The sequence below is a fragment of the Micromonospora sp. NPDC050495 genome (assembly GCF_040655175.1).
Taxonomy (GTDB): Bacteria; Actinomycetota; Actinomycetes; order Mycobacteriales; family Micromonosporaceae; genus Micromonospora.
In genome coordinates, this window is sequence record NZ_JBFAJK010000010.1 from 15,109 (window position 1) to 37,702 (window position 22,594).

15 protein-coding genes are annotated in these 22,594 nt (G+C 73.1%); 10 read left to right on the forward strand and 5 right to left on the reverse strand.

The features are described 5' to 3' along the window. Positions 1-28: 28 nt before the first annotated feature. A complete protein-coding gene (ccrA, locus tag AB0I11_RS13125) occupies positions 29-1,384 on the reverse strand; it encodes a crotonyl-CoA carboxylase/reductase (protein ID WP_357318319.1) in 1,356 nt (451 codons plus the stop codon). A 299-nt stretch (positions 1,385-1,683) separates the two neighbouring features. Next, a complete protein-coding gene (gene mce, locus AB0I11_RS13130; RefSeq protein WP_357318323.1) occupies positions 1,684-2,148 on the reverse strand; it encodes a methylmalonyl-CoA epimerase in 465 nt (154 codons plus the stop codon). 410 nt (positions 2,149-2,558) lie between these two features. Here mce and AB0I11_RS13135 point away from each other — a divergent pair, with 410 nt between their 5' ends. The 9 genes from AB0I11_RS13135 to AB0I11_RS13175 all read left to right on the forward strand — a co-directional run bounded on the left by AB0I11_RS13135 (position 2,559) and on the right by AB0I11_RS13175 (position 13,222). After that, positions 2,559-2,891, forward strand: a complete 333-nt coding sequence (locus tag AB0I11_RS13135; RefSeq protein ID WP_357318326.1) for a hypothetical protein — start codon at positions 2,559-2,561, stop codon at positions 2,889-2,891. A 158-nt stretch (positions 2,892-3,049) separates the two neighbouring features. Further along, a complete protein-coding gene (locus tag AB0I11_RS13140; RefSeq protein ID WP_357318329.1) occupies positions 3,050-3,370 on the forward strand; it encodes a hypothetical protein in 321 nt (106 codons plus the stop codon). A 303-nt stretch (positions 3,371-3,673) separates the two neighbouring features. Continuing rightward, complete coding sequence (locus tag AB0I11_RS13145; protein WP_357318332.1) at positions 3,674-4,867, forward strand: acetyl-CoA C-acetyltransferase; 1,194 nt, start codon at positions 3,674-3,676, stop codon at positions 4,865-4,867. Positions 4,868-4,938: 71 nt separating this feature from the next. Beyond that, positions 4,939-5,874: a methylmalonyl Co-A mutase-associated GTPase MeaB gene (gene meaB, locus AB0I11_RS13150; RefSeq protein ID WP_357318725.1), complete on the forward strand. Its 936-nt coding sequence runs from the start codon at positions 4,939-4,941 to the stop codon at positions 5,872-5,874. Between the two features lie 113 nt (positions 5,875-5,987). Then, entirely contained in the window at positions 5,988-8,321 is a 2,334-nt protein-coding gene (locus AB0I11_RS13155) for an endo-1,4-beta-xylanase (RefSeq protein ID WP_357318335.1), read from the forward strand. 226 nt (positions 8,322-8,547) lie between these two features. Then, positions 8,548-8,961: an Asp23/Gls24 family envelope stress response protein gene (locus AB0I11_RS13160; RefSeq protein ID WP_357318728.1), complete on the forward strand. Its 414-nt coding sequence runs from the start codon at positions 8,548-8,550 to the stop codon at positions 8,959-8,961. Between the two features lie 96 nt (positions 8,962-9,057). Next, a complete protein-coding gene (locus tag AB0I11_RS13165; RefSeq protein ID WP_357318338.1) occupies positions 9,058-10,746 on the forward strand; it encodes a methylmalonyl-CoA mutase family protein in 1,689 nt (562 codons plus the stop codon). A 229-nt stretch (positions 10,747-10,975) separates the two neighbouring features. Next, positions 10,976-11,896, forward strand: coding sequence for a tetratricopeptide repeat protein (locus AB0I11_RS13170; protein WP_357318341.1), 921 nt, complete (start codon positions 10,976-10,978; stop codon positions 11,894-11,896). A gap of 66 nt (positions 11,897-11,962) precedes the next feature. Then, complete coding sequence (locus AB0I11_RS13175) at positions 11,963-13,222, forward strand: arginase family protein (protein ID WP_357318344.1); 1,260 nt, start codon at positions 11,963-11,965, stop codon at positions 13,220-13,222. Positions 13,223-13,254: 32 nt separating this feature from the next. On the opposite strand, the gene AB0I11_RS13180 is transcribed toward AB0I11_RS13175, so the two are convergent. After that, the gene (locus AB0I11_RS13180; protein WP_357318347.1) at positions 13,255-15,222 is read right to left on the reverse strand and encodes a penicillin-binding transpeptidase domain-containing protein; all 1,968 of its coding nucleotides are present in this window, start codon (positions 15,220-15,222) and stop codon (positions 13,255-13,257) included. Between the two features lie 285 nt (positions 15,223-15,507). Between AB0I11_RS13180 and AB0I11_RS13185 the strand changes: the two genes are divergently transcribed. After that, the gene (locus AB0I11_RS13185; protein WP_357318350.1) at positions 15,508-20,574 is read left to right on the forward strand and encodes an NAD-glutamate dehydrogenase; all 5,067 of its coding nucleotides are present in this window, start codon (positions 15,508-15,510) and stop codon (positions 20,572-20,574) included. A gap of 60 nt (positions 20,575-20,634) precedes the next feature. On the opposite strand, the gene AB0I11_RS13190 is transcribed toward AB0I11_RS13185, so the two are convergent. Continuing rightward, complete coding sequence (locus tag AB0I11_RS13190; protein ID WP_357318353.1) at positions 20,635-21,375, reverse strand: class F sortase; 741 nt, start codon at positions 21,373-21,375, stop codon at positions 20,635-20,637. Continuing rightward, positions 21,362-22,345 (reverse strand): hypothetical protein, encoded by a 984-nt coding sequence (locus AB0I11_RS13195; protein ID WP_357318355.1) that lies wholly within the window; start codon positions 22,343-22,345, stop codon positions 21,362-21,364. The genes AB0I11_RS13190 and AB0I11_RS13195 overlap by 14 nt, the downstream gene beginning before the upstream one ends. Positions 22,346-22,594 lie beyond the last annotated feature (249 nt).

A 22,594-nucleotide genomic window follows, 5' to 3' on the forward strand; every position in this document is an offset into this window, starting at 1 on the left:
TTTGGTGCGGCCCGATCAGCCGAACGGGTCAGTGCCCGCGGAACCGGTTGATCGCCGTTTCGTGCCGGGCCCGCAGCGCGGCGTCGCGCACGCCCAGCCCGTCCGACGGCGCGAGGCAGCGCACCCCGACCTTGCCCTGGTGGGCGTTGCGGTGCACCTCGTACGCGGCCTGGCCGGTCTGCTCCAGCGGGTAGGTCTTCGACACGGTCGGGTGCACCTTGCCGAGCGCCACCAGCCGGTTGGCCTGCCAGGCCTCGTGGTAGTTGGCGAAGTGGCTGCCGACGATCCGCTTCAGGTGCATCCACAGGTAGCGGTTGTCGTACTGGTGCAGGTAGCCGCTGGTGGAGGCGCAGGTGACGATGGTGCCGCCCTTCTTGGCGACGTAGACGCTGGCGCCGAAGGTCTCCCGGCCCGGGTGCTCGAAGACGATGTCCGGGTCCTCGCCGCCGGTCAGCTCGCGGATCCGCTCACCGAAGCGGCGCCACTCGTCCTGGTCCTGGGTCTGCTCGTCCTTCCAGAACCGGAAGCCCTCGGCGGTGCGGTCGATGACCAGTTCGGCGCCCATCTTCCGGCACAGCTCGGCCTTCTCCGGCGAGGAGACCACGCAGACCGGGATGGCGCCGCCGCCCAGTGCCATCTGGGTGGCGTACCCGCCGAGGCCGCCGGACGCGCCCCAGATCAGCACCACGTCGCCCTGCTTCATGTTCGCCCCGTGGTGCGAGACGAGCTGCCGGTACGCGGTGGAGTTGACCAGCCCGGGGCTGGCCGCCTCCTCCCAGCTCAGGTGGCGCGGCTTCGGCATCAGCTGGTTGGCCTTGACCACGGCCAGCTCGGCCAGGCCGCCGAAGTTGGTCTCGAAGCCCCAGATCCGTTGCTGCGGGTCGAGCATGGTGTCGTCGTGGCCGGCGGCGTCCTCCAGCTCCACCGACAGGCAGTGCGCGACCACCTCGTCGCCGGCCTTCCACTTGGTCACCCCCGGTCCGGTGCGCAGCACCACGCCGGCCGCGTCCGAGCCGACCACGTGGTACGGCAGGTCGTGCCGGCGGGTCAGCTCGGAGAGCCGGCCGTAGCGCTGGAGGAACTTGAAGGTGGGCAGCGGCTCGAAGATGCTGGTCCACACGGTGTTGTAGTTGATGGCGCTGGCCATCACGGCGACCAGCGCCTCGCCCGGGCCCAGCTCGGGAGTGGGCACCTCCTGGACGTGCAGCGCCTTGCGGGGGTCCTTGTCCCGGGTGGCCATGCCCTCGAACATCCGGGTGTCCTCGGCCCGCACCACCACACCCCGGTAGCTCTCCGGGACCGGCAGGCCGGCGAGGCCGGCGAGTTCCCGCTCCGGCTGCGCGGAGCCTTCCGCCGCCATGATCGCGTCAAGGATGTCCTGCACGGTGACCTCCCGTTCGTTGCGCACCCGCACCGGGCGGGCAGGGGTGCTGCCATCGTCGGCGCCGGTGCGACGGGACCGCCATGTCGGCAATCGACACATCCGGCACCGGTCGCACTCCTGTGCAGCCGGACGTTACTGAACGGTAGCTAGGGTCGGAAGTGCTGTGTGAAAAACTGCATCCGCCGATGCGTGGAGGTGTCCGTGGGAACGCGCAACCGCGCACTGCCGCGCCTTGTCCCAGGGATCAGGACGGCTCCCGCCCGACCGGCGCCGGCCGGGCGGGACCCGGTCCGGCCGGCTCAGGCCGGCTGGACGAGTTCGATCAGCACGCCGCCGGCGTCCTTCGGGTGCACGAAGTTCACCCGCGAGTCCGAGGTGCCCCGCCGCGGGGTCTCGTAGAGCAGCCGCACGCCGCGCTCGCGCAGCGCCGCGCACGCCGCGTCGATGTCCGCCACGGTGTACGCGACCTGCTGGATCCCCGGGCCGCGCCGGTCCAGGAACTTGCCGATCGTCGAGTCGGGCGACAGCGGCGCCAGCAGCTGCACCAGGCCGCCCCCGGCGTCCGGGCCGACCGCGAGCATGGCCTCGCGGACGCCCTGCTCCTCGTTCGTCTCGGTGTGCACGCAGCGCATGCCGAAGGTGCGCTGGTAGAAGTCGATCGCGGCGTCGAGGTCGGGCACGGCGATCCCGACATGGTCGATGCGGCGCAGGCCGATGTCGCTGACGTGGTCGGGAACGGATTCGACGCGGGAGTTCTCAGCCATGGCGCCAGTGTGACCGAACGATCGTTCGGGACGCTGACCCGGTCGGGCATCTCACTCCCCTGAACGGGTGACGCCCGGACGCCCGCGCCGGGCGGCTCGGTCGAACGGCCGACCCCGGCCGGGGCCGCCCGGTCGACCTCGTCCGGACGCCCGAGCGGCGGTCCGCCCCGTGCCGTTCGTCCTGCTGGACGGGGGATGCCCCGCGACGCGGCGCGGGCGCACGATGCGAACCGGCACGTTCATCAGCACCGGTCGCCCCCGGCCGGCGCCGCGCGGGCCCGGCACGGGGGCCCGGACCGGACTCGGGAGGACCTGGCCGTGGGTACGGCACCGAAGAAGCGCGGCACCACACCGGACGTCACCCACCGGGGGTGTGTCCCCGCCGGGCGGCGGGTCGCGGGGTGGTCGCCGTGACCCTGGAGCAGTGGGCGGCGGTCGGCGTGGTGTCGGGGTCCATCCTCAGCGCGCTGACCCTGGCCGTGGCGGTGAGCCGGCCGCTGCGCCGGCTGGCCCGGCAGAACGAGGAGTTCCGGCAGGACTGGTACGGGGTGCCCGCCCGACCGGGCCGGGAGGCCGTACCGGGGGTGCCGGAGCGGCTGCGGCGGATCGAGGTGGAGTTGCACCCGGACGGACGCGGGACGCTGCGGGACGCGGTCAACGACGCGGAACGCCGGCTCAAGGGCGTGGAGAGCCGCCTCGACGAGCACCTCGGCGGGCGGCGTGGCCGGCCGGCGGGCGGCTGACCGGATGATCGGCGCGGCGGCCGGGCGCGCCCGGTGGCCGGGGTGGCGGTCGGGGCCCGGGTGCCCCGAGGCAATCCCGCCAATCGATCGTTCGGCATATGCGAACCCGGACGGCGGGAGGTTGATCTGCAACTTGCATCCGGAGAAGAGTACGGATGGTGAGTTCACTGTCACGCCCCGTTGCCGCCATCTGGATCCCGGTCCAGGTGGACCCCATCGAACCCCACCTGATGGCCTGCCTGGACCACGCCCGGCGATGCCGCTACGACCTGCTCGGGATCATCACCACGGCGCCGTGGGACGAGGTGCGGCAGATGATGGTCGACGGGAAGGTCGACGTGGTGGTGGTCGCGAAGTTCGACCATCTCCCGGCGGACCGGACCCCGCGGATCGAGGTGGCCGGCCGGCCACCCCGGCCACCGGCCGCGTGCCCCAGGGGCCCGGTGCCGCCGCGCCGGGGCCGCCCGCGCCGGGCCTGAACCGCGGCGACGCCGGGCCGGACGCCCCCGGCGCGCCGACCCGGGCCCGGTCGGACGGGCCGCGCGCCGGGCGGCTGGGCCCCGGTCGGACGGGCGGTGCGCCGAACGGTCGGGCCCGTTCGGACGGGCCGTGCACCAGGGCGGCGCGGCCGCCCTGGTGCGGCGACCGGACCATCGACGGTCGTACCCTGGAGCGGGTGGCGAACGTGCGCGGGGTCACCGTGCTCCCGCTGTTGCCGGCAGATAAGGTGCGTCCTAACAATCGTTAAGGCGGACAGGTCGGCACCCCCTCGGAGGCAGGCAATGGCTTCGGTGATCGTCAGCGGCGCGCGGACCCCGATGGGGCGCCTGCTGGGCAACCTCAAGGACCTCCCGGCGACCAGGCTGGGCGGCATCGCGATCAAGGCCGCGCTGGAGCGCGCCGGCGTCGCCCCCGACCAGGTGCAGTACGTGATCATGGGGCAGGTGCTCCAGGCCGGCGCCGGCCAGATCCCGGCCCGGCAGGCCGCGGTCGAGGCGGGCATCCCGATGTCCACCCCGGCGCTGACCATCAACAAGGTCTGCCTCTCCGGCCTGGACGCGATCGCCCTGGCCGACCAGCTCATCCGGGCCGGCGAGTTCGACATCGTGGTGGCCGGCGGCATGGAGTCGATGACCAACGCCCCGCACCTGCTGCTGGGCCAGCGCTCCGGCTACAAGTACGGCGACGTCACGATCAAGGACCACATGGCCCTCGACGGCCTCACCGACGCCTGGGACTGCTGCTCGATGGGCGAGTCGACCGAGCGGCACGGGGCCCGGCACGGCATCACCCGCGCCGAGCAGGACGAGTTCGCCGCCGCGAGCCACCAGCGCGCGGCCGCCGCGCAGAAGAACGGCCACTTCGCCGACGAGATCACCCCGGTGATCATCCCGCAGCGCAAGGGCGACCCGCTGGTGATCAGCGAGGACGAGGGCATCCGGCCGGACACCACCGCCGAGTCGCTGGGCAAGCTCCGTCCGGCGTTCGCCAAGGACGGGACCATCACCGCCGGCAGCTCCTCGCCGATCTCCGACGGCGCCGCCGCCGTGGTCGTGATGAGCATGGCCAAGGCCAAGGAGCTGGGGCTCACCTGGCTGGCCGAGATCGGCGCGCACGGCAACGTGGCCGGCCCGGACAACTCGCTGCACTCGCAGCCGTCCAACGCCATCAACCACGCCCTGAAGAAGGCCGGCCTGGCCGTCTCCGACCTCGACCTCATCGAGATCAACGAGGCGTTCGCCGCGGTCGGCATCCAGTCCACCCGGGACCTGGGGGTCAACCCGGACAAGGTCAACGTCAACGGCGGCGCCATCGCGCTCGGCCACCCGATCGGGATGTCCGGCGCCCGGCTGGTGCTCAGCCTGGCGCTGGAGCTCAAGCGGCGGGGCGGCGGCACCGGCGCGGCCGCGCTCTGCGGCGGCGGCGGGCAGGGCGACGCCCTGATCATCCACGTGCCGACCGGGGGCGAGAGCTGACCGTGGGGGACGTCGTCGAGAACGCCCCGGCAGCGGCCACCGGCCCGGTGCGCCGCAGCCGGGACGTACCGATGCTGGTGGAGCGGGCCCGCGCGGGCGACCCCCGCGCGGTGGCCCGGCTGATCACGCTGGTCGAATCCGGTGACGAGGTGCTGCCGCAAGTGGCGGCGGCCCTCGCGCCGTACGCCGGGCAGGCCCAGGTGGTCGGCCTGACCGGTTCGCCGGGGGTGGGCAAGTCGACCACCACCAACGAGCTGGTGCGGGCGCTGCGGGCCCGCGGCCACCGGGTCGGGGTGCTGGCCATCGACCCGTCCAGCCCGTTCACCGGCGGGGCGATCCTCGGCGACCGGGTCCGGATGCAGGACCACGCCACCGACCCCGGCGTCTACATCCGTTCCATGTCCAGCCGCGGCCACCTCGGCGGGCTCTCCGCGGCCACGCCGCAGGCGGTCCGGGTGCTGGAGGGCGCCGGCTGCGACGTGGTGCTGGTGGAGACCGTCGGGGTCGGGCAGGCCGAGGTCGAGGTGGCCTCGCTGGCCGACACCACGCTGGTGCTGCTCGCCCCGGGCATGGGCGACGCGATCCAGGCGGTCAAGGCCGGCATCCTGGAGATCGCCGACGTCTTCGTGGTCAACAAGGCCGACCGGGACGGCGCCGACGCCACCGTGCGCGACATCCAGGGCATGATCGCGCTGGGCGAGCGCGGGCCGGGGGAGTGGCGGCCGCAGGTGGTCCGGTCGATCGCCGCACGCGGCGAGGGGATCGACGACATCGCCGCCGCGATCGACAAGCACCGCGGCTGGCTGGAGCAGCACGGCGAGCTGCGCCGCCGTCGCGAGGCGCGGGCCGCCGCCGAGATCGAGGCGATCGCGCTGGGCGTGCTGCGGGCCCGGATCGGCTCGCTGCGCGACGGTACGCAGCTGCCGACGCTCGCCGCCAAGGTGGCCGAGGGCGCCATCGACCCGTACGCCGCGGCGGACGAGCTGCTGGCGCAACTCGGTAGCTGAGCCCGCCGCCCGACGTGCCCCGTTCTGTCCGGTGGGGCGGCAGCCGGACACGGCGCTTCCTACGCTCCTGACGCCCCGTCGGCGGAGCGGGGCGTCAGCGGGGGAGCAGTGGGATGCGGTGGTGGATGGCGGCGCTCGTGGTGGGCGCGCAGCTCGTCGTCGGCACGATGGTCGGCCCGGACGCGGCGGCCGCGGCGGAGGTGACGACGCTGCGGGAGGCCGCCGCCGCACGGGGCCTCCAGGTGGGCTCGGCCGTCTCCGCGAGCGCCCTCGAAACGGACCCGGCCTACCGCGACCGGGTGGCCGCCGAGTTCAACACCGTGACGACGGAGAACGAGTTCAAGTGGTCGGTCCTGGAACCGGTCCGGGGCCGGTACGACTTCAGCCGGGCGGACCGGATCGTCGACTTCGCCGCCGCGCACGGTCAGGCCGTCCGGGGCCAGACGCTGGTCTGGCACTCCTCCCTGCCGGAGTGGCTGACGACCGGCACGTTCTCCCAGGCGGAGCTGCGTGACATCCTCAGGAACCACGTGCAGACGGTGGTGTCCCGCTACCGCGGTCGGGTCGCGGTCTGGGACGTGGTCAACGAGCCGCTCGCCGAGGACGGGACGCCGCGTGACGGCTTCTGGCTGAGCCGCCTCGGGCTCGGATACCTCGCCGACGCGTTCCACTGGGCGCGCGCAGTTGACCCGGCGGCCCAGCTCTACCTCAACGAGTACAGCACCGAGACGAACGCGGCGAAGGCGCGCGGTCTCTACGAGCTGGTGCGGGATCTGCGAGCGCGCGGGGTGCCGGTCGACGGGGTGGGCTTCCAGACCCACAAGCTGCTGACCTCCCGACTGTCCGCGCTCGGTGACGTGCTGCGCCGCTTCGCCGACCTCGGCCTCGACGTGGCCATCACCGAGCTGGACGTGCGGGTGCCGGTGCCGGCGGACGCCACGGAGCTGGCGCAGCAGGCCGAGGTGTACGCCTGGGCGGCGCAGGCCTGCCTGGCCGTGCCCCGGTGCCGGTCGATCACCACCTGGGGCTTCACCGACGCCCGGTCGTGGATCCCCGCCCAGTACCCGGGATGGGGCGCGGCCACCCTGCTCGACGAGTCGCTGGGCGCCAAGCCCGCGTACCGTCGCCTGCTCGCCGTACTGCGGGACTGGCAGCGCCCCGGCACCGGGCCGGTCGCGTGGTGGCGGCTCGACGACTGGGGCGGCACCACGGCCAGCGACGCCTCGGGCTCGGGCCATTCGGCCGTCGTGTCCGGCACCACCCTGGGCTGGTACGAACGGCAGCCGACCACGTTCGCCCTGCGAGGCGACGGCGCCGGCACCGGGGCGGTCACCGCGGGGCCGGTGGTCGACACCGCGCGGTCCTACGCGGTCTCCGCGTGGGTGTCGTTGACCAGCAAGACCGCGCGACGGGTGGTGGCGAGCCAGGACGGCGCGGCCCGGAGCGCCTTCACCCTCTCCTACGAGCCGTCGACGGACCGCTGGGTGTTCGCCGTGCCGCTGGCCGACTCGGTGCAGGCCGGCGTGCGGACCGTCTCGTCCACCAGCGTGCCGGCCGTCAACCGGTGGACGCACCTGACCGCCGTCTGGAACGCGGGGTGGGGCCGGATGCAGCTCTACGTCGACGGCGTGCTGGAGATGACCGCGCCGCCGAGCGGCCAGCCGCCGGCGACCGGGTGGACGGGCCGGGGCCCGTTCCGGATCGGGCGCTCGTCGGCCGGGGAGGCGTTCGCCGGGGGGATCAGCGACGTACGGGTCTTCGCCCGGGTGGTGGACGCGGCCGAGGCGGCGGCCCTCGCCGACGCGGCCGTCGGCCGCTGGACCTTCGACGGGCACACCGGGGACGAGTCGTGGTTCAGCCGGGACGGGTTCCCCCGGCCGGAGCAGGTGGGCTTCACCGCCGACCGGGCCGGGCGACCGGCCCGCGCGCTCCTGCTCACCGGCACCGAGGTGATCGACGTACGCGGTGGCATGACGCTGTGGACGGACCGGTCCTACACGGTCACCGCCTGGGTGCGGCTGACCGACGCCAACCGCGACGGTCGCCCGGACGGCGCCGGCGACCAGGTGGTCGCCAGCCAGGACGGCCGGGAGCGGGGGACCTTCCAACTCCAGTACGAGTCCGACAACGGCCGGTGGGCGTACAAGGTCCCGGTGACCGACTCGGGGCCGACCGGCTGGCCGACGGTGGAGTCGCTCGCCCCGGCGGTGGCCGGCCGGTGGACGCACCTCGCGGCGGTCTGGAACGCCGGCTGGGGACGCTTCCAGCTGTACGTGGACGGCGTGTTGCAGGGCACCAGCGCCGCCACCACCTCACCCCCGGCGACGGGCGGGCTGCACGTCGGCGTGTCGATGACCGGTGGCCGCCTCACCGGCGCCCTGGACGACGTCCAGGTCCACCAGCGCGCCCTCCAACCCCACGAAATCACCACCCTCGCCACCCCCTAATCCCACCCCCACCCCCACCCCCACCCCCACCCCCACCCCCCACCCCCCAACCTCGTCGATCATGGACTTGTGGTGCCTGACGAAGGCCGCACAGCGGACATCCGCGGCACCACAAGTCCATGATCGACGGTCGGGTGGGGGTGTGGGTGGGGGTGTGGGTGGGGGTGGGGGCTTGTAGGCTGCCGGGGTCGAGGCGGGTGTGGGTGTCGGTGTGGTGGGGGAGAACGTGGACCACGAGGCTACGCAGGAGCTGTCGATGCGGCCGGACGCGACCGCGGGCGGTACGACGCACATCTCTGACGAGGTGGTGGAGAAGATCGCGGTGGCCGCCGCCAAGACGGTGCCCGGGGTGGCCGAGCTCGGTGGGGACGTGGCGCGCTTCTTCAACGCCGTGCTGGACCGGGTCGGGCTGGACCAGGTCGGCGACGCCCGGCGCGGCTGCTCCGCGCACGTCACGAACGGTGCGGCGGTGATCAACCTGGTCATCGTGATCGACGGCGGCCGGCCGGTGCCCGAGGTGACCGACGCGGTCCGCTCGGCGGTGACCTCGGCGGTCGAGGCGTACGGGCTGCGGGTCGACGAGATCAACATCCGGGTCGACGACGTGGCTCTCGGTGGTCCCGCGGTGCCGTCGAGCTGAGTCAGGTTACCGGCCGGTACGCACATACTTAGCGATCGTTCAGGCGTCCGTTCTACACTCGGTCTTCAGTCGAGGACTCGAGGAGGAGCTCCGCGGATGAACGCCGACGAGATCGCCGCCGGACGGGCACGCTGGCAGGCCCGCTACGACGCCGCGCGCAAGCGGGACGCGGACTTCACCACGCTCTCGGGGATGACCGTGGACCCGGTGTACGGGCCGCCGGAGGGCGTGCCGTACCCGGGCTTCGAGCGGATCGGCTGGCCGGGCGAGTTCCCGTACACCCGGGGCCTCTACCCGACCGGCTACCGCGGGCGGACCTGGACGATCCGGCAGTTCGCCGGGTTCGGCAACGCCCAGCAGACCAACGAGCGCTACAAGATGATCCTCGGCGCCGGTGGCGGCGGGCTCTCCGTCGCCTTCGACATGCCGACCCTGATGGGGCGCGACTCCGACGACCCGCAGTCGCTCGGCGAGGTCGGCCACTGCGGCGTGGCCATCGACTCGGCCGCCGACATGGAGGTGCTCTTCGGCGGCATCGACCTGGCCGGCGTCACCACGAGCATGACCATCTCCGGCCCGGCCGTGCCGGTCTTCTGCATGTACCTGGTCGCCGCCGAGCGGCAGGGCGCCGACCTGTCCCGGCTGGACGGCACGCTCCAGACGGACATCTTCAAGGAGTACATCGCGCAGAAGGAGTGGCTCTTCGACCCCGAGCCGCACCTGCGCCTCATCGGCGACCTGATGGAGTACTGCGCCCGGGAGATCCCGAAGTACAAGCCGCTGTCGGTCTCCGGCTACCACATCCGGGAGGCCGGGTCGACCGCCGCGCAGGAGCTGGCGTACACCCTCGCCGACGGGTTCGGCTACGTCGAGCTGGGCCTGAGCCGCGGCCTGGACGTCAACGTCTTCGCCCCCGGCCTGAGCTTCTTCTTCGACTCGCACGTCGACTTCTTCGAGGAGATCGCGAAGTTCCGCGCGGCCCGCCGGATCTGGGCCCGCTGGCTGCGCGACGTCTACGGCGCCACCAGCGAGAAGGCGCTCTGGCTGAAGTTCCACACCCAGACCGCCGGGGTGTCGCTGACCGCCCAGCAGCCGGTCAACAACGTCGTGCGTACGGCCGTGGAGGCGCTCGCCGCCGTGCTCGGCGGCACCAACTCGCTGCACACCAACGCCCTCGACGAGACCCTCGCGCTGCCCACCGACGAGTCCGCCGAGATCGCCCTGCGCACCCAGCAGGTGCTGATGGAGGAGACCGGGGTGGTCAACGTCGCCGACCCGCTCGGCGGCTCCTGGTACGTCGAGGCGCTCACCGACCGGATCGAGGCCGAGGCGGAGGAGATCTTCGCCCGGATCCGCCAGCTCGGCGGCGAGGGCCCGCACCAGATCGGGCCGATGACCTCGGGCATCCTGCGTGGCATCGAGGACGGCTGGTTCACCGGCCACATCGCCGAGTCGGCCTTCGTCTACCAGCAGGCGCTGGAGAAGGGCGACAAGCGGATCGTCGGGGTCAACTGCCACACCGGCACGGTCGCCAAGGAGCTGGAGATCCTGCGCATCTCGCACGAGGTGGAGTTGGAGCAGCGCCGGGTCCTCGCCGAGCGCAAGACCGCCCGCGACGACGCCGCCGTGAAGGCCGCCGTGGCCCGGATGGTCGAGGTCGCCCGGACCGGCGAGAACATGATCCCGGCCATGCTGGACGCCGTCCGCGCCGAGGCCACCCTCGGCGAGATCTGCGACGCGCTCCGCGCCGAGTGGGGCGTCTACCGCGAGCCCGCCCGCTTCTGACCGACCCGCCCGGCCCCCGCCCCGACCTCGCACCGTCGACCCCGTCCCGATCTCGCACCGCCGGCCCTCCCGGCGCGGCCGCCGCCGCGGTCGCCCGGGCGGGGCCGGGCCGGATCGTGCGCGGCGGGGCGGGCAGCCGGGCAGGGGTGGCGTGAGCAGCGTGAGAGTTGCAACTGTCGCCGTCGCGGTTGATCTGAGTTCAGCGGGACACGTGCGAGACTAGATAACCATGAGCGACCCACGGATCACCTCGTCGATCTTCACCCGCGGCGCGGTCGACCTCAGCGCGCTGCGCAGCACGGCACCGGCCGACACCCGCCCCGCCACACCGGCCCAGTCCGGCCCGCCGACAGGTCTGCCGGGCAGCCCCGTCGGTGGCTCGGCCGCCGTGATCGACGTGACCGAGGCGAACATCCAGACCGAGGTGCTGGAACGCTCGCTCACCACCCCCGTCGTGGTCTTCTTCGGCGCCGCGGGCTACCCGGAGAGCGACGAGTTCGCCCCGGTGCTGGAGCGGCTGGCCGCGGAGGGTGGCGGCGCCTGGCTGCTGGCCCGGGTCGACGTCCAGCAGCACCCCCGCATCGCCCAGATGTTCCAGCTCCAGGCGGTACCGACCGTCTACGCGATCGTCGGCGGTCGGCCCGTCGACGCCTTCCCCGGCGTCATCCCCGAGTCCCAGCTGCGGCAGTGGATCCAGGCCGTGCTCAAGGCCGGCGGCGTCAGCGTCGCCGAACCGGAGGACCCGCGGCTGGTCGAGGCCGACGACGCCCTGATGACCGGCGACCTGGACGCCGCCGAGGCGGCGTACAAGAAGATCCTGGCCGAGAGCCCGGCGGACGTCGCGGCCGAGGCCGGCCTGGCCCAGGTCGGGGTGGCCCGGCGGGTGGCCGGGGCCGACCCGCGAGCCGCGCTGGCCGCGGCCGAGCAGGCCCCCGACGACGTCGAGGCCCAGCTCCTCGCCGCCGACATCGAGGTGCTCAGCGGGCTGGCCGAGCAGGCCTACCAGCGCCTGGTGGACCTGGTCCGCCGGACCGCCGGCGACGACCGGGAGAAGACCCGGCAGCACCTGGTCTCACTCTTCACCATCGCCGGTCCCGAGGATCCCGCGGTGGCCTCGGCCCGCCGGGCCCTGGCCAGCGCCCTGTTCTGAGTTCGCAGCACGCCAGCGCGGGCCGGCGTACCGGCCGGCCCGCCCGACCATCGAGGACGGGAGCCCATGATGCGCCGGATCGCCGTCCTCGACGCGCCGACCAACCTGGGGTTGCGCCCGCCCACGTCCACCTCCGCCCCCGGCTGCGGCAAGGCGCCCGGCGCGCTGCGCGACCACGGCCTGCTCGCCCGGCTGCGGGCCCGCGACGCCGGCTGCCTCACCCCGCCCCGGTACGACCCGGGCGACTGGCGCCCCGGCGACGGTGTCTGCCACGCCCCCGAGATCTCGAACTACTCGGTGGCGCTGGCCGACCGGATCGGCGCGATCATCGACCGGGGCGAGTTCCCGCTGGTGCTCGGCGGTGACTGCTCGGTGCTGCTCGGCTCGGCGCTGGCCATGCACCGGCTCGGCGAGGCCGTCGGCGGGCGGATCGGCCTGGTCTTCGTCGACGGCCACTCGGACTTCCGGCACCCCGGCAACGCCTCGTACGTGGGCGCGGCGGCGGGGGAGGACCTGGCCCTGGTCACCGGCCGGGGGCAGGCCGACCTGGCCGCCATCGAGGGGCGGCGCCCCTACTTCCGGGACATCGACGTGGTGGTGCTCGGCATCCGGGCGCAGGACGAGTACCGGCTCGACCTCCAGGCCGCCGGGATCACCACCCGGCCGGTGCCCGCGCTGCGTGCCGAGGGGGCGGCCCGGACCGCCCAGTGGGCGCACGAGCAGCTGGCCGACTGCGCCGGCTACTGGGTGCACATCGACGTGGACGTGCTCGACCCGGCGGTGATGCCGGCGGTGGACGCGCCGGACCCGGGCGGGATCGCCTTCGCCGAGCTGGAGATCCTGCTCGCCGGGCTGGTGGACACCCCGCACTGCCTCGGCGTCGAGCTGACCGTCTTCGACCCCGACTACGACCTGGACGGCTCGTACGCCGCCGAGATCGTCAACACCGTGGTGGCCGGGCTGGCCCCGGTCTCCTCGCCGAGCGCGGTGCCGCCGCGGCTGCTGCCGCCCGGCCCGGTCGCGCCCGCGCCCCGGCCGGGCAACGGCCGGGCCGCCGAGCGGACCGTCCTGCCGGCCCCGGCGGCCGTCCCGGCCCCCGCGGTGGCCGTGGAGCCGATCGGCCCCGCCTTGACCCCCGACGACGAGCACGACGACGACCCGCGGCGGGCCACCGGCGCGGCGGACGGCCCGGACGGGGCGGCACCGGCCGGCCCGACCCCGTCGACCGGTCCGGGTCGGCTGCGCCGGGTCCCCGTGCCGAACGACGACCCGCCGGCCGAACCGGGCGAGGCCGGCCCGGCCGGGACCGGGCTCGACATCGCCTGACCGCCCGGCGGCGCCCCGCCCGGGTCGGTGGGTCAGCGGGCGGTCAGGCCACGCAGGAAGCGCTCGGCGATCGGGACGGCGCTGGCCGTGCTCGACCCGCCCTGCTCGACGAAGACGGCGAAGGCCACGTCGCCCTGCCAGCCGACGAACCAGGCGTGGGTGTGCGCCGGGTTGTTGTCGTACTCGGCGGTGCCGGTCTTGCCGTACACCGGCTGGCCCGGGACGTCCTTCAGGGCGCTGGCGGTGCCGCTGGTGACCACCGCGCGCATCATCGTCTTCAGCGCGGCCACGGAGTCGGCCTTCAGCGCCGGGCCGGCCGGGGCCGGCTTCGTCGGCGCGGGGTCGAGCAGCAGCTTCGGCTGCTCCCAGTGGCCGCGGGCGACCGCCGCGGTGGCGCCGGCCATGGCGAGCGGGCTGACCACCGTGGTGCCCTGGCCGATCGCGGCGGCGGCCTGCTCGGTCGGCGAACCGTTGGCCGAGACCTTGCCGGTGAAGACGTCGACGCCGAGGTCCCACTCGCTCTCCAGGCCGAGGGCACGCCCGGCCTGGGCCAGCCCGTCCGGGCCGAGTTTCGGCGCCAGGGCGGTGAACGCGGTGTTGCAGGACTTCGCGAAGTCGGTGCCGAACGGCACGTCACCGAGCGCGAAGTTGTCGGAGTTCTTGAACGACCGGCCGTCGACCTCGAACGTCTTCGGGCAACGCACCGTCGTCTCGGGCGTCACCGCGCCCCGGTCGAGCAGGCCGAGGGCACTGACCATCTTGAACGTCGAGCCGGGCGGCACCTGGGCGGTGAAGGCCAGGTTCTCCCCGGCCGGGCCGGGGCCGTTCGCGGCGGCCAGCACCGCGCCGTCGCTGATCCGGACGGCCACCAGCGCGGAGCGCCGGGCCTCACCGCGCAGCGCCGCGTCGGCGGCGTTCTGGGTCGCCAGGTCGAGGGTGGTCTTCACGGGCTGGCCGGGCTTCGGCTCGCTGTGGAAGAGCTCCGCGCCGGTGGTGACGCCGGGCTCGTCGGGCTTGGACCGTTGGCTGAGTACGGTCAGCCCCGGCGCGCCGCGCAACCGGTCGTCGTACCGGGCCTGGAGGCCGCCGTGGCCGACCAGGTCGCCGGCGAGGTACTTGTCGGGGTGCGCCTTGAGGTCGTCGGCCTGGGCCGGGTCGACCGTGCCGAGCAGCGCCCGGGCGAACTCCCGGGTCGGGGCGAGGTCGAGCTTGTCGGCCTGGAACTTGGTGCCCGGCAGGTCGTAGATGCGCGGCTTGATCTGCCGGTACGCCTCGTCGCGCAGGGTCACCACCTCGACGAGCGCGCCCGGCTCGGCCTCGGCGAGACGCTTGGGCAGGTCGGTCAGGTCGACCGCCGGGATGAGCGCGGGGCGGATCGCCTTGAACGCGGCGTCGAGCTGCCGGGACAGCGCCTTGACGTCCTTGACCTGGTTGGGTTGCACGCCCACCCGGACCACCGGCCGGGGCGCCACGAGCGGGGTGCCGGCGTTGTCGAGGACGCCGGCCCGGGTGGCCCGGTCGCGGCGCAGCGCGAGCCGGTCGCCGTCCTCCAGCTGCTCCTGGACGACCTTCGGCTCCCAGATCACCTGCCACTCGTCGTCGTCGCCGTGCTTGAGGCGTACCCGGGTCTCGTAGGCCCAGCGGGTCCCGCCCGGCAGCGGCCAGCTGACCTGGACCCGGGCGGTGGCCACGTCGGCGGTGATCGGGATGTCGCCGGTCCGCTTCAGCTCCGGCGGGGTGGCGGCCAGCTCGCCGGAGAGCGCCTTGATCTGCTTGGTGACCTCGACGGCCGGGACCCGGCCGCCGGTCGGTTCGACGAAGCCCACCGCCTGGAGGTCGCCGGAGCGCCAGCCCTTCAGGAAGGCGTCGACGCTCCGCTCCGGCCCGTCCTCGCCCGAGCAGCCGGCGAGCCCGCCGGCCGCCAGCGCCGCCGCGGTCACCGCCGCGAGAACCGGTCGGCGAGGGGAGAGAAGGCGGTGGACGGGGTACGACAGGAGCATGAAGCGGTCCCTCCGGGATGACGTTCCCCCGCACGCTAGTACGGCTGGCCGTCGCCCACCGTCCCGCGCGGCCTTGGCGAGGGGAAAGACCCCGCTGGCACCGTGTGATGAACATCGCCAGTACGGGTACTCCGCGACCGGCCGACCACGCACCCGCAACAGGTGAATGGACAGAGTCCCGATCCGGACGTCCGGCCAGTGGTCCGCCGACGAAGGGGCACAGCGGCAGGCCTAGGCTGGACGGCGAGTGACCCACAACGCGGTGGGTCGAGGGGAGTGGCACCGATGGACCGGCGTCCGGCGATCAAACCGGGACCCGACCTCCGGCAGGCTGACACCAGCCGGGACGATGACAGCTTCGATTCGGCGACCGACGGGGACGGTTTCAGCCGTCTCGACACGGGAGTGACCGGGATGACCGGTTCCAGCATCGACACCCTCTACGACCTGGGCCTGCCCGCGCCGGCCCTCGGCGACGAGGCGGACGACGCCGAGCTGGACGAGCCGGTACCCAACGCGGAGCGCCTGGTGGCGCAGGCCGTGGCGCTGGCCGGGGACGACCACGACGCGGCGACGCTGGTCGGCCGCTTCTGGCGGTTCGCGCCGGACGAGGAGCTGATCGGCTTCACCGCCGAGGAGATGCTCACCGCCGCCCGCGCGCACCGGGACCTGGCCCAGCAGCGCGTACCGGGCGAGCTGAAGCTGCGCATCCACGAGCCGGACGCCGACCAGCACCACACCGTCATCGAGATCGTCACCGACGACATGCCGTTCCTGGTCGACTCGGTGACCGCCCTGCTGAACTCGCACCACCTGGACGTGCACCTGCTGGTGCACCCGCTGGTGGTGGTCCGCCGGGAGCCGCTGGGCCGGCTCACCGAGGTCTCCGCGGACGTGGAGCCGGACGACGCGATCGCCGGTGACCTGGTCGAGAGCTGGATGCGGATCGAGATCGACCCGGTCCGTGACCCGGCCGGCCGGGAGCGGCTGCGCCGGGAGCTGCAGCGGGTGCTCACCGACGTGCGGGAGGCCGTCGAGGACTGGCCGAAGATGCGCCAGCGGGCCCTCGCCCTCGCCGACGAGCTGGCCTCGGCCCGTACCTCGGACAACCGCCCGCCGGTGCCGGAGAAGGACATCACCGACTCGGTGGAGCTGCTGCGCTGGCTGGCGCACGACCACTTCACCTTCCTCGGCTACCGGGAATACCGGCTGGTCGACACCGAGGGCGCCGGCGGCGGCCAGGCCCTGGAGGCCGTCCTCGGCACCGGGCTGGGCGTCCTGCGGTCCGACTCGCCGGAGGCCCGGTCGCTGAACTCGATGACGCCCGAGGCGCACGAGAAGGTGCTGGAGAAACGCCTGCTGATCATCACCAAGGCGAACTCCCGGGCCACCGTGCACCGCTCGGCCTACCTCGACTACATCGGCTTCAAGATCTTCAACGAGGCCGGCGACGTGGTCGGGGAGCGGCGTTTTCTGGGCCTGTTCTCCACGGCCGCCTACCGGACCAGCGTGCAGGAGCTGCCGGTGGTCCGCCGCAAGGTCGCCGAGGTGCTGGACCGCTCGGGCCTGAGCCTGCGCAGCCACTCCGGCAAGGACCTGCTGCAGATCCTGGAGACCTACCCGCGCGACGAGCTGTTCCAGATCAAGACCGACGACCTCTACCACGCGGTGATCGGCGTGCTGCGCATGGCCGGCCGCCGCCAGCTGCGGGTCTTCCTGCGCCGGGACGCGTACGGGCGGTTCATCTCCTGCCTGATCTACCTGCCCCGGGACCGGTTCACCACGCAGAACCGGCTGCGCATGCAGGACATCCTGCTGCGCGAGCTGAACGGCGTCGGGGTGGACTACACCACCCGGGTCACCGAGTCGATGCTCGCCCGGGTGCACTTCATCGTCCGGACCGACCCGAGCAACCCGCCCGGGCAGATCGACGCCGACCTGCTCGCCGAGGAACTGGCCGACGCCACCCGGCTCTGGGACGACGACTATCGGCTGGTGCTCGAGCGCAAGCTCGGCGACGAGCAGGCCAAGCACCTGTTCAGCCGGTACGCCGACGCGTTCCCGGAGGGCTACAAGGACGGGCACACGCCGTACGAGGCGATGAAGGACCTGGCCAAGCTGGAGCTGCTGGAGGAGCCCGGCCAGCTGGAGATGCACCTGTTCCGCAAGCAGGTCGCGCCGCGCGCCAGCGGGGTCGGCCGGGACGGCGAGGCCGACGAGGCCATGGACGTGCGGTTCAAGGTCTACCGGTACGGCGAACCGATGATGCTCTCCGCGGTGCTGCCGGTGCTGCACTCGCTCGGCGTGAAGGTGGTCGACGAGCACCCGTACGAGGTGGAACGCGTCGACGGCCGGATCTGGCTCTACGACTTCGGCCTGCAACTGCCCGAGGCGCACCAGGAACTGGCCGAGGTGCGCCCGCACGTGGAGAACGCCTTCGCCGCCGCCTGGCGGGGCGAGGCCGAGGTGGACGGCTTCAACGAGCTGGTGCTCCGGGGCGGGCTCACCTGGCGGCAGGTGGTGGTGCTCCGGGCGTACGCGAAGTATCTGCGGCAGGCGGGCACCGTCTTCTCCCAGGAGTACATGGAGCAGACGTTCATCGCGTACCCGAAGATCGCCTCGCTGCTGGTGGAGCTCTTCGAGACCCGGTTCCGCCCGGGGGCGACCACGATGGACGAGCGGCGGCAGCGCAGCGGCGAGCTGGTCGGTGCGATCGGCGCGGCGCTCGACGACGTGGCCAGCCTCGACCAGGACCGGATCCTGCGCGCGTACCTGACGTTGATCCAGGCCACCCTGCGCACCAGCTTCTACCAGAAGCCGGTCGGCGGGCGACCCAAGTCGTACGTGGCGTTCAAGCTGGACCCGCAGGCGATCCCGGACCTGCCGGCGCCGCGGCCGAAGTTCGAGATCTTCGTCTACTCGCCCCGGTTCGAGGGCGTGCACCTGCGGTTCGGGCCGGTGGCCCGGGGCGGCCTGCGCTGGTCGGACCGGCGAGAGGACTTCCGCACCGAGGTGCTCGGCCTGGTCAAGGCGCAGATGGTGAAGAACGCCGTGATCGTGCCGGTGGGTGCCAAGGGCGGCTTCGTGCTCAAGCAGAAGCCGGGCGACCGGGACGAGGCGGTGGCCTGCTACAAGGAGTTCGTCGGCGCGCTGCTCGACGTCACCGACAACATCCTCAGCGGTGAGATCGTGCCGCCCGACGACGTGGTCCGGCACGACGCGGACGACCCGTACCTGGTGGTGGCCGCGGACAAGGGCACCGCCACCTTCTCCGACATCGCCAACGAGATCTCCGAGGCGCACAACTTCTGGCTGGGCGACGCGTTCGCCTCCGGAGGTTCGGCCGGCTACGACCACAAGAAGATGGGCATCACCGCCCGGGGCGCCTGGGAGTCGGTGAAGCGGCACTTCCGGGAGCTGGGGCACGACACCCAGACCCAGGACTTCACCGTGGTCGGCGTCGGCGACATGTCCGGCGACGTGTTCGGCAACGGGATGCTGCTGTCGAAGCACATCCGGCTGGTGGCCGCCTTCGACCACCGGCACATCTTCCTGGACCCGGACCCGGACGCGGCGACCTCGTGGGACGAGCGGAAGCGGCTGTTCGACCTGCCCCGCTCGTCCTGGGAGGACTACAACCCGGAGCTGATCTCGGCCGGCGGCGGGATCCACCCGCGTACCGCCAAGTCGGTGCCGATCACGCCGCAGGTGCGCGCGGTGCTCGGCCTCGACGACGACGTCAGCCAGCTCAGCCCGCAGGAGCTGATGAAGGCCATCCTCACCGCGCCGGTGGACCTGTTCTGGAACGGCGGCATCGGCACCTACGTGAAGGCGTCGACGCAGACCAACGCCGAGGTCGGCGACAAGTCCAACGACGCCATCCGGGTGGACGGCAAGAGCCTGCGCTGCCGGGTGGTCGGCGAGGGCGGCAACCTGGGCTTCACCCAGCACGGCCGGATCGAGTACGCCTCGGCCGGCGGCCGGATCTACACCGACTTCATCGACAACGCGGCCGGGGTGGACTGCTCCGACCACGAGGTGAACATCAAGATCCTGCTCAACACGGCGGTCGCCGACGACGAACTGGGCCGGCCGGAGCGCGACGAGCTGCTGGCCCAGATGACCGACGAGGTCGCCGAGCTGGTGCTGCGGGACAACTACGACCAGGCGCGGGCGCTGAACAACGCCGAGGCCCAGGCCGCCTCGCTGCTCCCGGTGCACCGCCGGATGATCAACGAGCTGGAGCGGTCGGGGGCGCTGGACCGGGCCCTGGAGGCGCTGCCGCCGGACGACGAGCTGGCGGTACGGACCGAGAACGGCCTGACCGCGCCGGAGTTCGCGGTGCTGCTGGCGTACGTGAAGATCGTGCTGGAGCGGGAGATCGTCAGCGAAGGGCTGGCCGACGAGGAGTGGACGACCGACATCCTGGTCAACTACTTCCCGACCCCGCTGCGCGAGCGCTTCGCCGACCGGATGGGCCGGCACCGGCTGCGCCGGGACATCGTCACCACCGTGCTGGTCAACGAGGCGATCAACCGGGGCGGCATCTCGTTCGTCTTCCGGGTCGTCGAGGAGACGGCGGCCTCCGCCGCGGACGTGCTGCGGGCGTACGTGGTGGTCCGCGAGGTGTTCGGGCTGCGCGAGCTGTGGGACGCGGTCGAGGCGCTGGACAACCAGGTCTCGCCCGAGTTGCAGACCAGCGTCTACCTGGACACCCGCCGGCTGCTCGACCGGGCGGTGCGCTGGCTGGTCACCAACCGGCGCTCGCCGCTGGACGTGCCGGCCGAGATCGCCCGGCTGCGGGACGGGGTGGCCCGGCTCCTGCCGGACCTGGAGCACCTCTTCTACGGCACCGAGCGGGAGGCGATCGCCGCCCACATCGACTCGCTGACCGGCAAGGGGCTGCCCCGCGAGCTGGCCGAGCAGGCGACCCGGCTGATGTACAGCTTCGGGCTGCTGGACGTGGTGGAGACCGCCCGGTCGACCAACCGGGAGGTGAGCGAGGTGGCCTCGGTCTACTTCGTCCTCTCCGACCGGTTCCGGGTGGACTCGCTGCTGTCGAAGATCTCGCTGCTGCCGCGGGAGGACCGCTGGCAGACCCTGGCCCGGATGGCGTTGCGCTACGACCTGTACGCCGCGCTGGCCGCGCTCACCGCCGAGGTCCTCGGCTCCACTCCGGACACCCTGCCGCCGGTCGACCGGGTGCAGGAGTGGGAGCAGGCGAACGCCACCTCGATCCACCGGGCGCACCGGGCGATGGGGGAGTTCGACGAGTCCCGCGCCGACCTGTCCGCCCTGTCGGTGCTGCTGCGGCAGATCCGTACCCTGGTGCGGACGTCGGCGGCGGCCTGAGTGACACGGGCGCGGCCCGGTGGTCGGTGACCGACCACCGGGCCGCGCCCGTTCCGGGCCTCACCCGGCCATCGTCGCCAGGACGATGACGTTGTTGAGGTAGCTGCCGGCGCTGGAGTCGAAGACCCCGCCGCAGGTCACGACCCGCAGGCCGGGTTTGTCGCTGGGGCCGTAGACCAGGTCGGTGGGGAAGGACGCCTTCGGGTACGACGTCACCTCGTCGACCACGAAGGTGGCGGTCGAGCCGTCCTCCCGGGCCACGCTGATCGTGTCGCCCTTGACCAGCGAGCCGAGGTTGAAGAAGACCGCCGGCCCGAGCTTGGCCGAGTCGACGTGGCCGACGACGACGGCGTTGCCGACCTCGCCCGGGCTGGCCCCCGACGAGTACCAGCCCGCCTTCATGGCCTCGGTCAGCGGGGGCACCTCGAGGGTGCCGTCGGGCTTCAGCCCGAGGGACATGATCGGGGCCCGCACCCCGATCCGGGGGATCGAGATCGTGGTCGGGACCGACCGGGGCAGCCCGGCGGCCGGCAGGTCGGGAGCCGGCAGGTCGGGGGCCGGCGTGACGCCGTCGACGGGGGCCTGGTCGGCACCGGCGTCGGACGTGGCGGGGGTCGAGGCGGGGGCGCCGGCCTGGGCGACCGGCTGGGGCGGGCGGGGCGGTGGGGTGGTCCGGAAGGACGCCCCGACCATGCCGGCGCCCAGCATGGCGAGCAGGACGACGATGACCGTGCCGGCGGCACGCCACGGGCTCCCGTGGCGGCCGCCGGCCGGTGTCGCCGTCTGGTCAGACCAGCTCATCGGCGCGGCGCCGACGCAGCAGGACCATGCCCCCGAGGGCGGCGGCGCTGATCACGCCCACCCCGCCGGCGGCCATGTTGCGGTCCAGGCTGGTGGTCGTCATGCCACCGTCGCCGCCGTCCACGTGCCCGCGCGGCACGCAATCCGTGCGGTCGTGGTCCTTCCAGTCGTCCTTGCCGTGGTCGTCGCGGCCAGCCCAGTCGCCGTGCTCGTCCTTGGCGTCCTTGCCGTGCTCGTCCTTGCCGTCCTTGCCGTGCTCGTCCTTGGCGTCCTTGTCGTCCTTGGCGTCCTTGCCGTGCTCGTCCTTGGCGTCCTGGCCGTGGTCCGCCTTCTCGTCCTTGCGGTCCTTGTCCTGCTGGCCGTAGTCGGACTCCGCGTCCTGGCTGTACTCGTCGCCGCCCTGCCACTCGCTGCCGTAGCTGGACCCGTCGTCCTTCTTGTCGGCGCCCTTCGGGTCCGTCCAGTCGCCCTGGTCGGGCTGGTCGGCGGCGACCATCCCGCCGCCCGCGCCGCCGGGGCCCGGCGGGCGACCGTCGCCGTACTCCGACCCGTCCTCGCCCCGGGCGTCCTTGCCGTGCTCGTCCTTGCCGTCCTTGCCGTGCTCGTCCTTGGCGTCCTTGTCGTCCTTGGCGTCCTTGCCGTGCTCGTCCTTCGCGTCCTGGCCGTGCTCGTCCTTGCCCTGTTCGTCCCGGCCGTGCCGGTCCTTGCCGTCGGGGCCGTGGTCCGCGTCCTTGCGGTCCCAGTCCTGGTAGTCCGAGTCCGAGCGGTCCCAGTCCTTGCGGTCCCAGTTCTTCTGGTCCCAGTCCCCGTGGTCCCCAGGGCAGACGCCAAGAAGACTGACCTGCGGCTTGGCTGCGACGTTGCCCGTGCTCTGCGCGGCCGCGTTCGCCGTTCCCGGTGAGAACAGCAGCAGGGACGCGCCGCCCAGCGCAGCGCCCGCAACGAGCTTCCTGACCATCTTCGTTCCCATGACCCGCGTCACTCCATCCCTGTTTGTCCTGAGCCCGACATCGGTCGAGCTACGGCCGACGTTAGACCGTTTCGCGACTTATCCGGGGAAAGATTCACGTATAGGAGTTTGCGGGCGGTAGGTGGTATCGCGACGCCGCTCGGCCCTTCGTGGCCGTCCGGGTGGGTCGCGGCCCGGTTGTGCCCGGCCGGGCCCCGGGGAGATGATTCGACCGACGGCGGCCAGCCATCGAGCCATTGCCATGGAAGC

What these genes read in the sequence shown, in the direction of transcription:
- AB0I11_RS13175 (WP_357318344.1), top strand. Translation starts at nt 11,963, where the DNA reads ATGATGCGCCGGATCGCCGTCCTCGACGCGCCGACCAACCTGGGGTTG.
- mce (WP_357318323.1), bottom strand. Translation starts at nt 2,148, where the DNA reads ATGGCTGAGAACTCCCGCGTCGAATCCGTTCCCGACCACGTCAGCGAC.
- AB0I11_RS13165 (WP_357318338.1), top strand. Translation starts at nt 9,058, where the DNA reads ATGAACGCCGACGAGATCGCCGCCGGACGGGCACGCTGGCAGGCCCGC.
- AB0I11_RS13190 (WP_357318353.1), bottom strand. Translation starts at nt 21,375, where the DNA reads ATGAGCTGGTCTGACCAGACGGCGACACCGGCCGGCGGCCGCCACGGG.
- AB0I11_RS13180 (WP_357318347.1), bottom strand. Translation starts at nt 15,222, where the DNA reads ATGCTCCTGTCGTACCCCGTCCACCGCCTTCTCTCCCCTCGCCGACCG.
- AB0I11_RS13155 (WP_357318335.1), top strand. Translation starts at nt 5,988, where the DNA reads ATGCGGTGGTGGATGGCGGCGCTCGTGGTGGGCGCGCAGCTCGTCGTC.
- AB0I11_RS13170 (WP_357318341.1), top strand. Translation starts at nt 10,976, where the DNA reads ATGAGCGACCCACGGATCACCTCGTCGATCTTCACCCGCGGCGCGGTC.
- AB0I11_RS13185 (WP_357318350.1), top strand. Translation starts at nt 15,508, where the DNA reads ATGGACCGGCGTCCGGCGATCAAACCGGGACCCGACCTCCGGCAGGCT.
- AB0I11_RS13145 (WP_357318332.1), top strand. Translation starts at nt 3,674, where the DNA reads ATGGCTTCGGTGATCGTCAGCGGCGCGCGGACCCCGATGGGGCGCCTG.
- meaB (WP_357318725.1), top strand. Translation starts at nt 4,939, where the DNA reads ATGCTGGTGGAGCGGGCCCGCGCGGGCGACCCCCGCGCGGTGGCCCGG.
- AB0I11_RS13195 (WP_357318355.1), bottom strand. Translation starts at nt 22,345, where the DNA reads ATGGGAACGAAGATGGTCAGGAAGCTCGTTGCGGGCGCTGCGCTGGGC.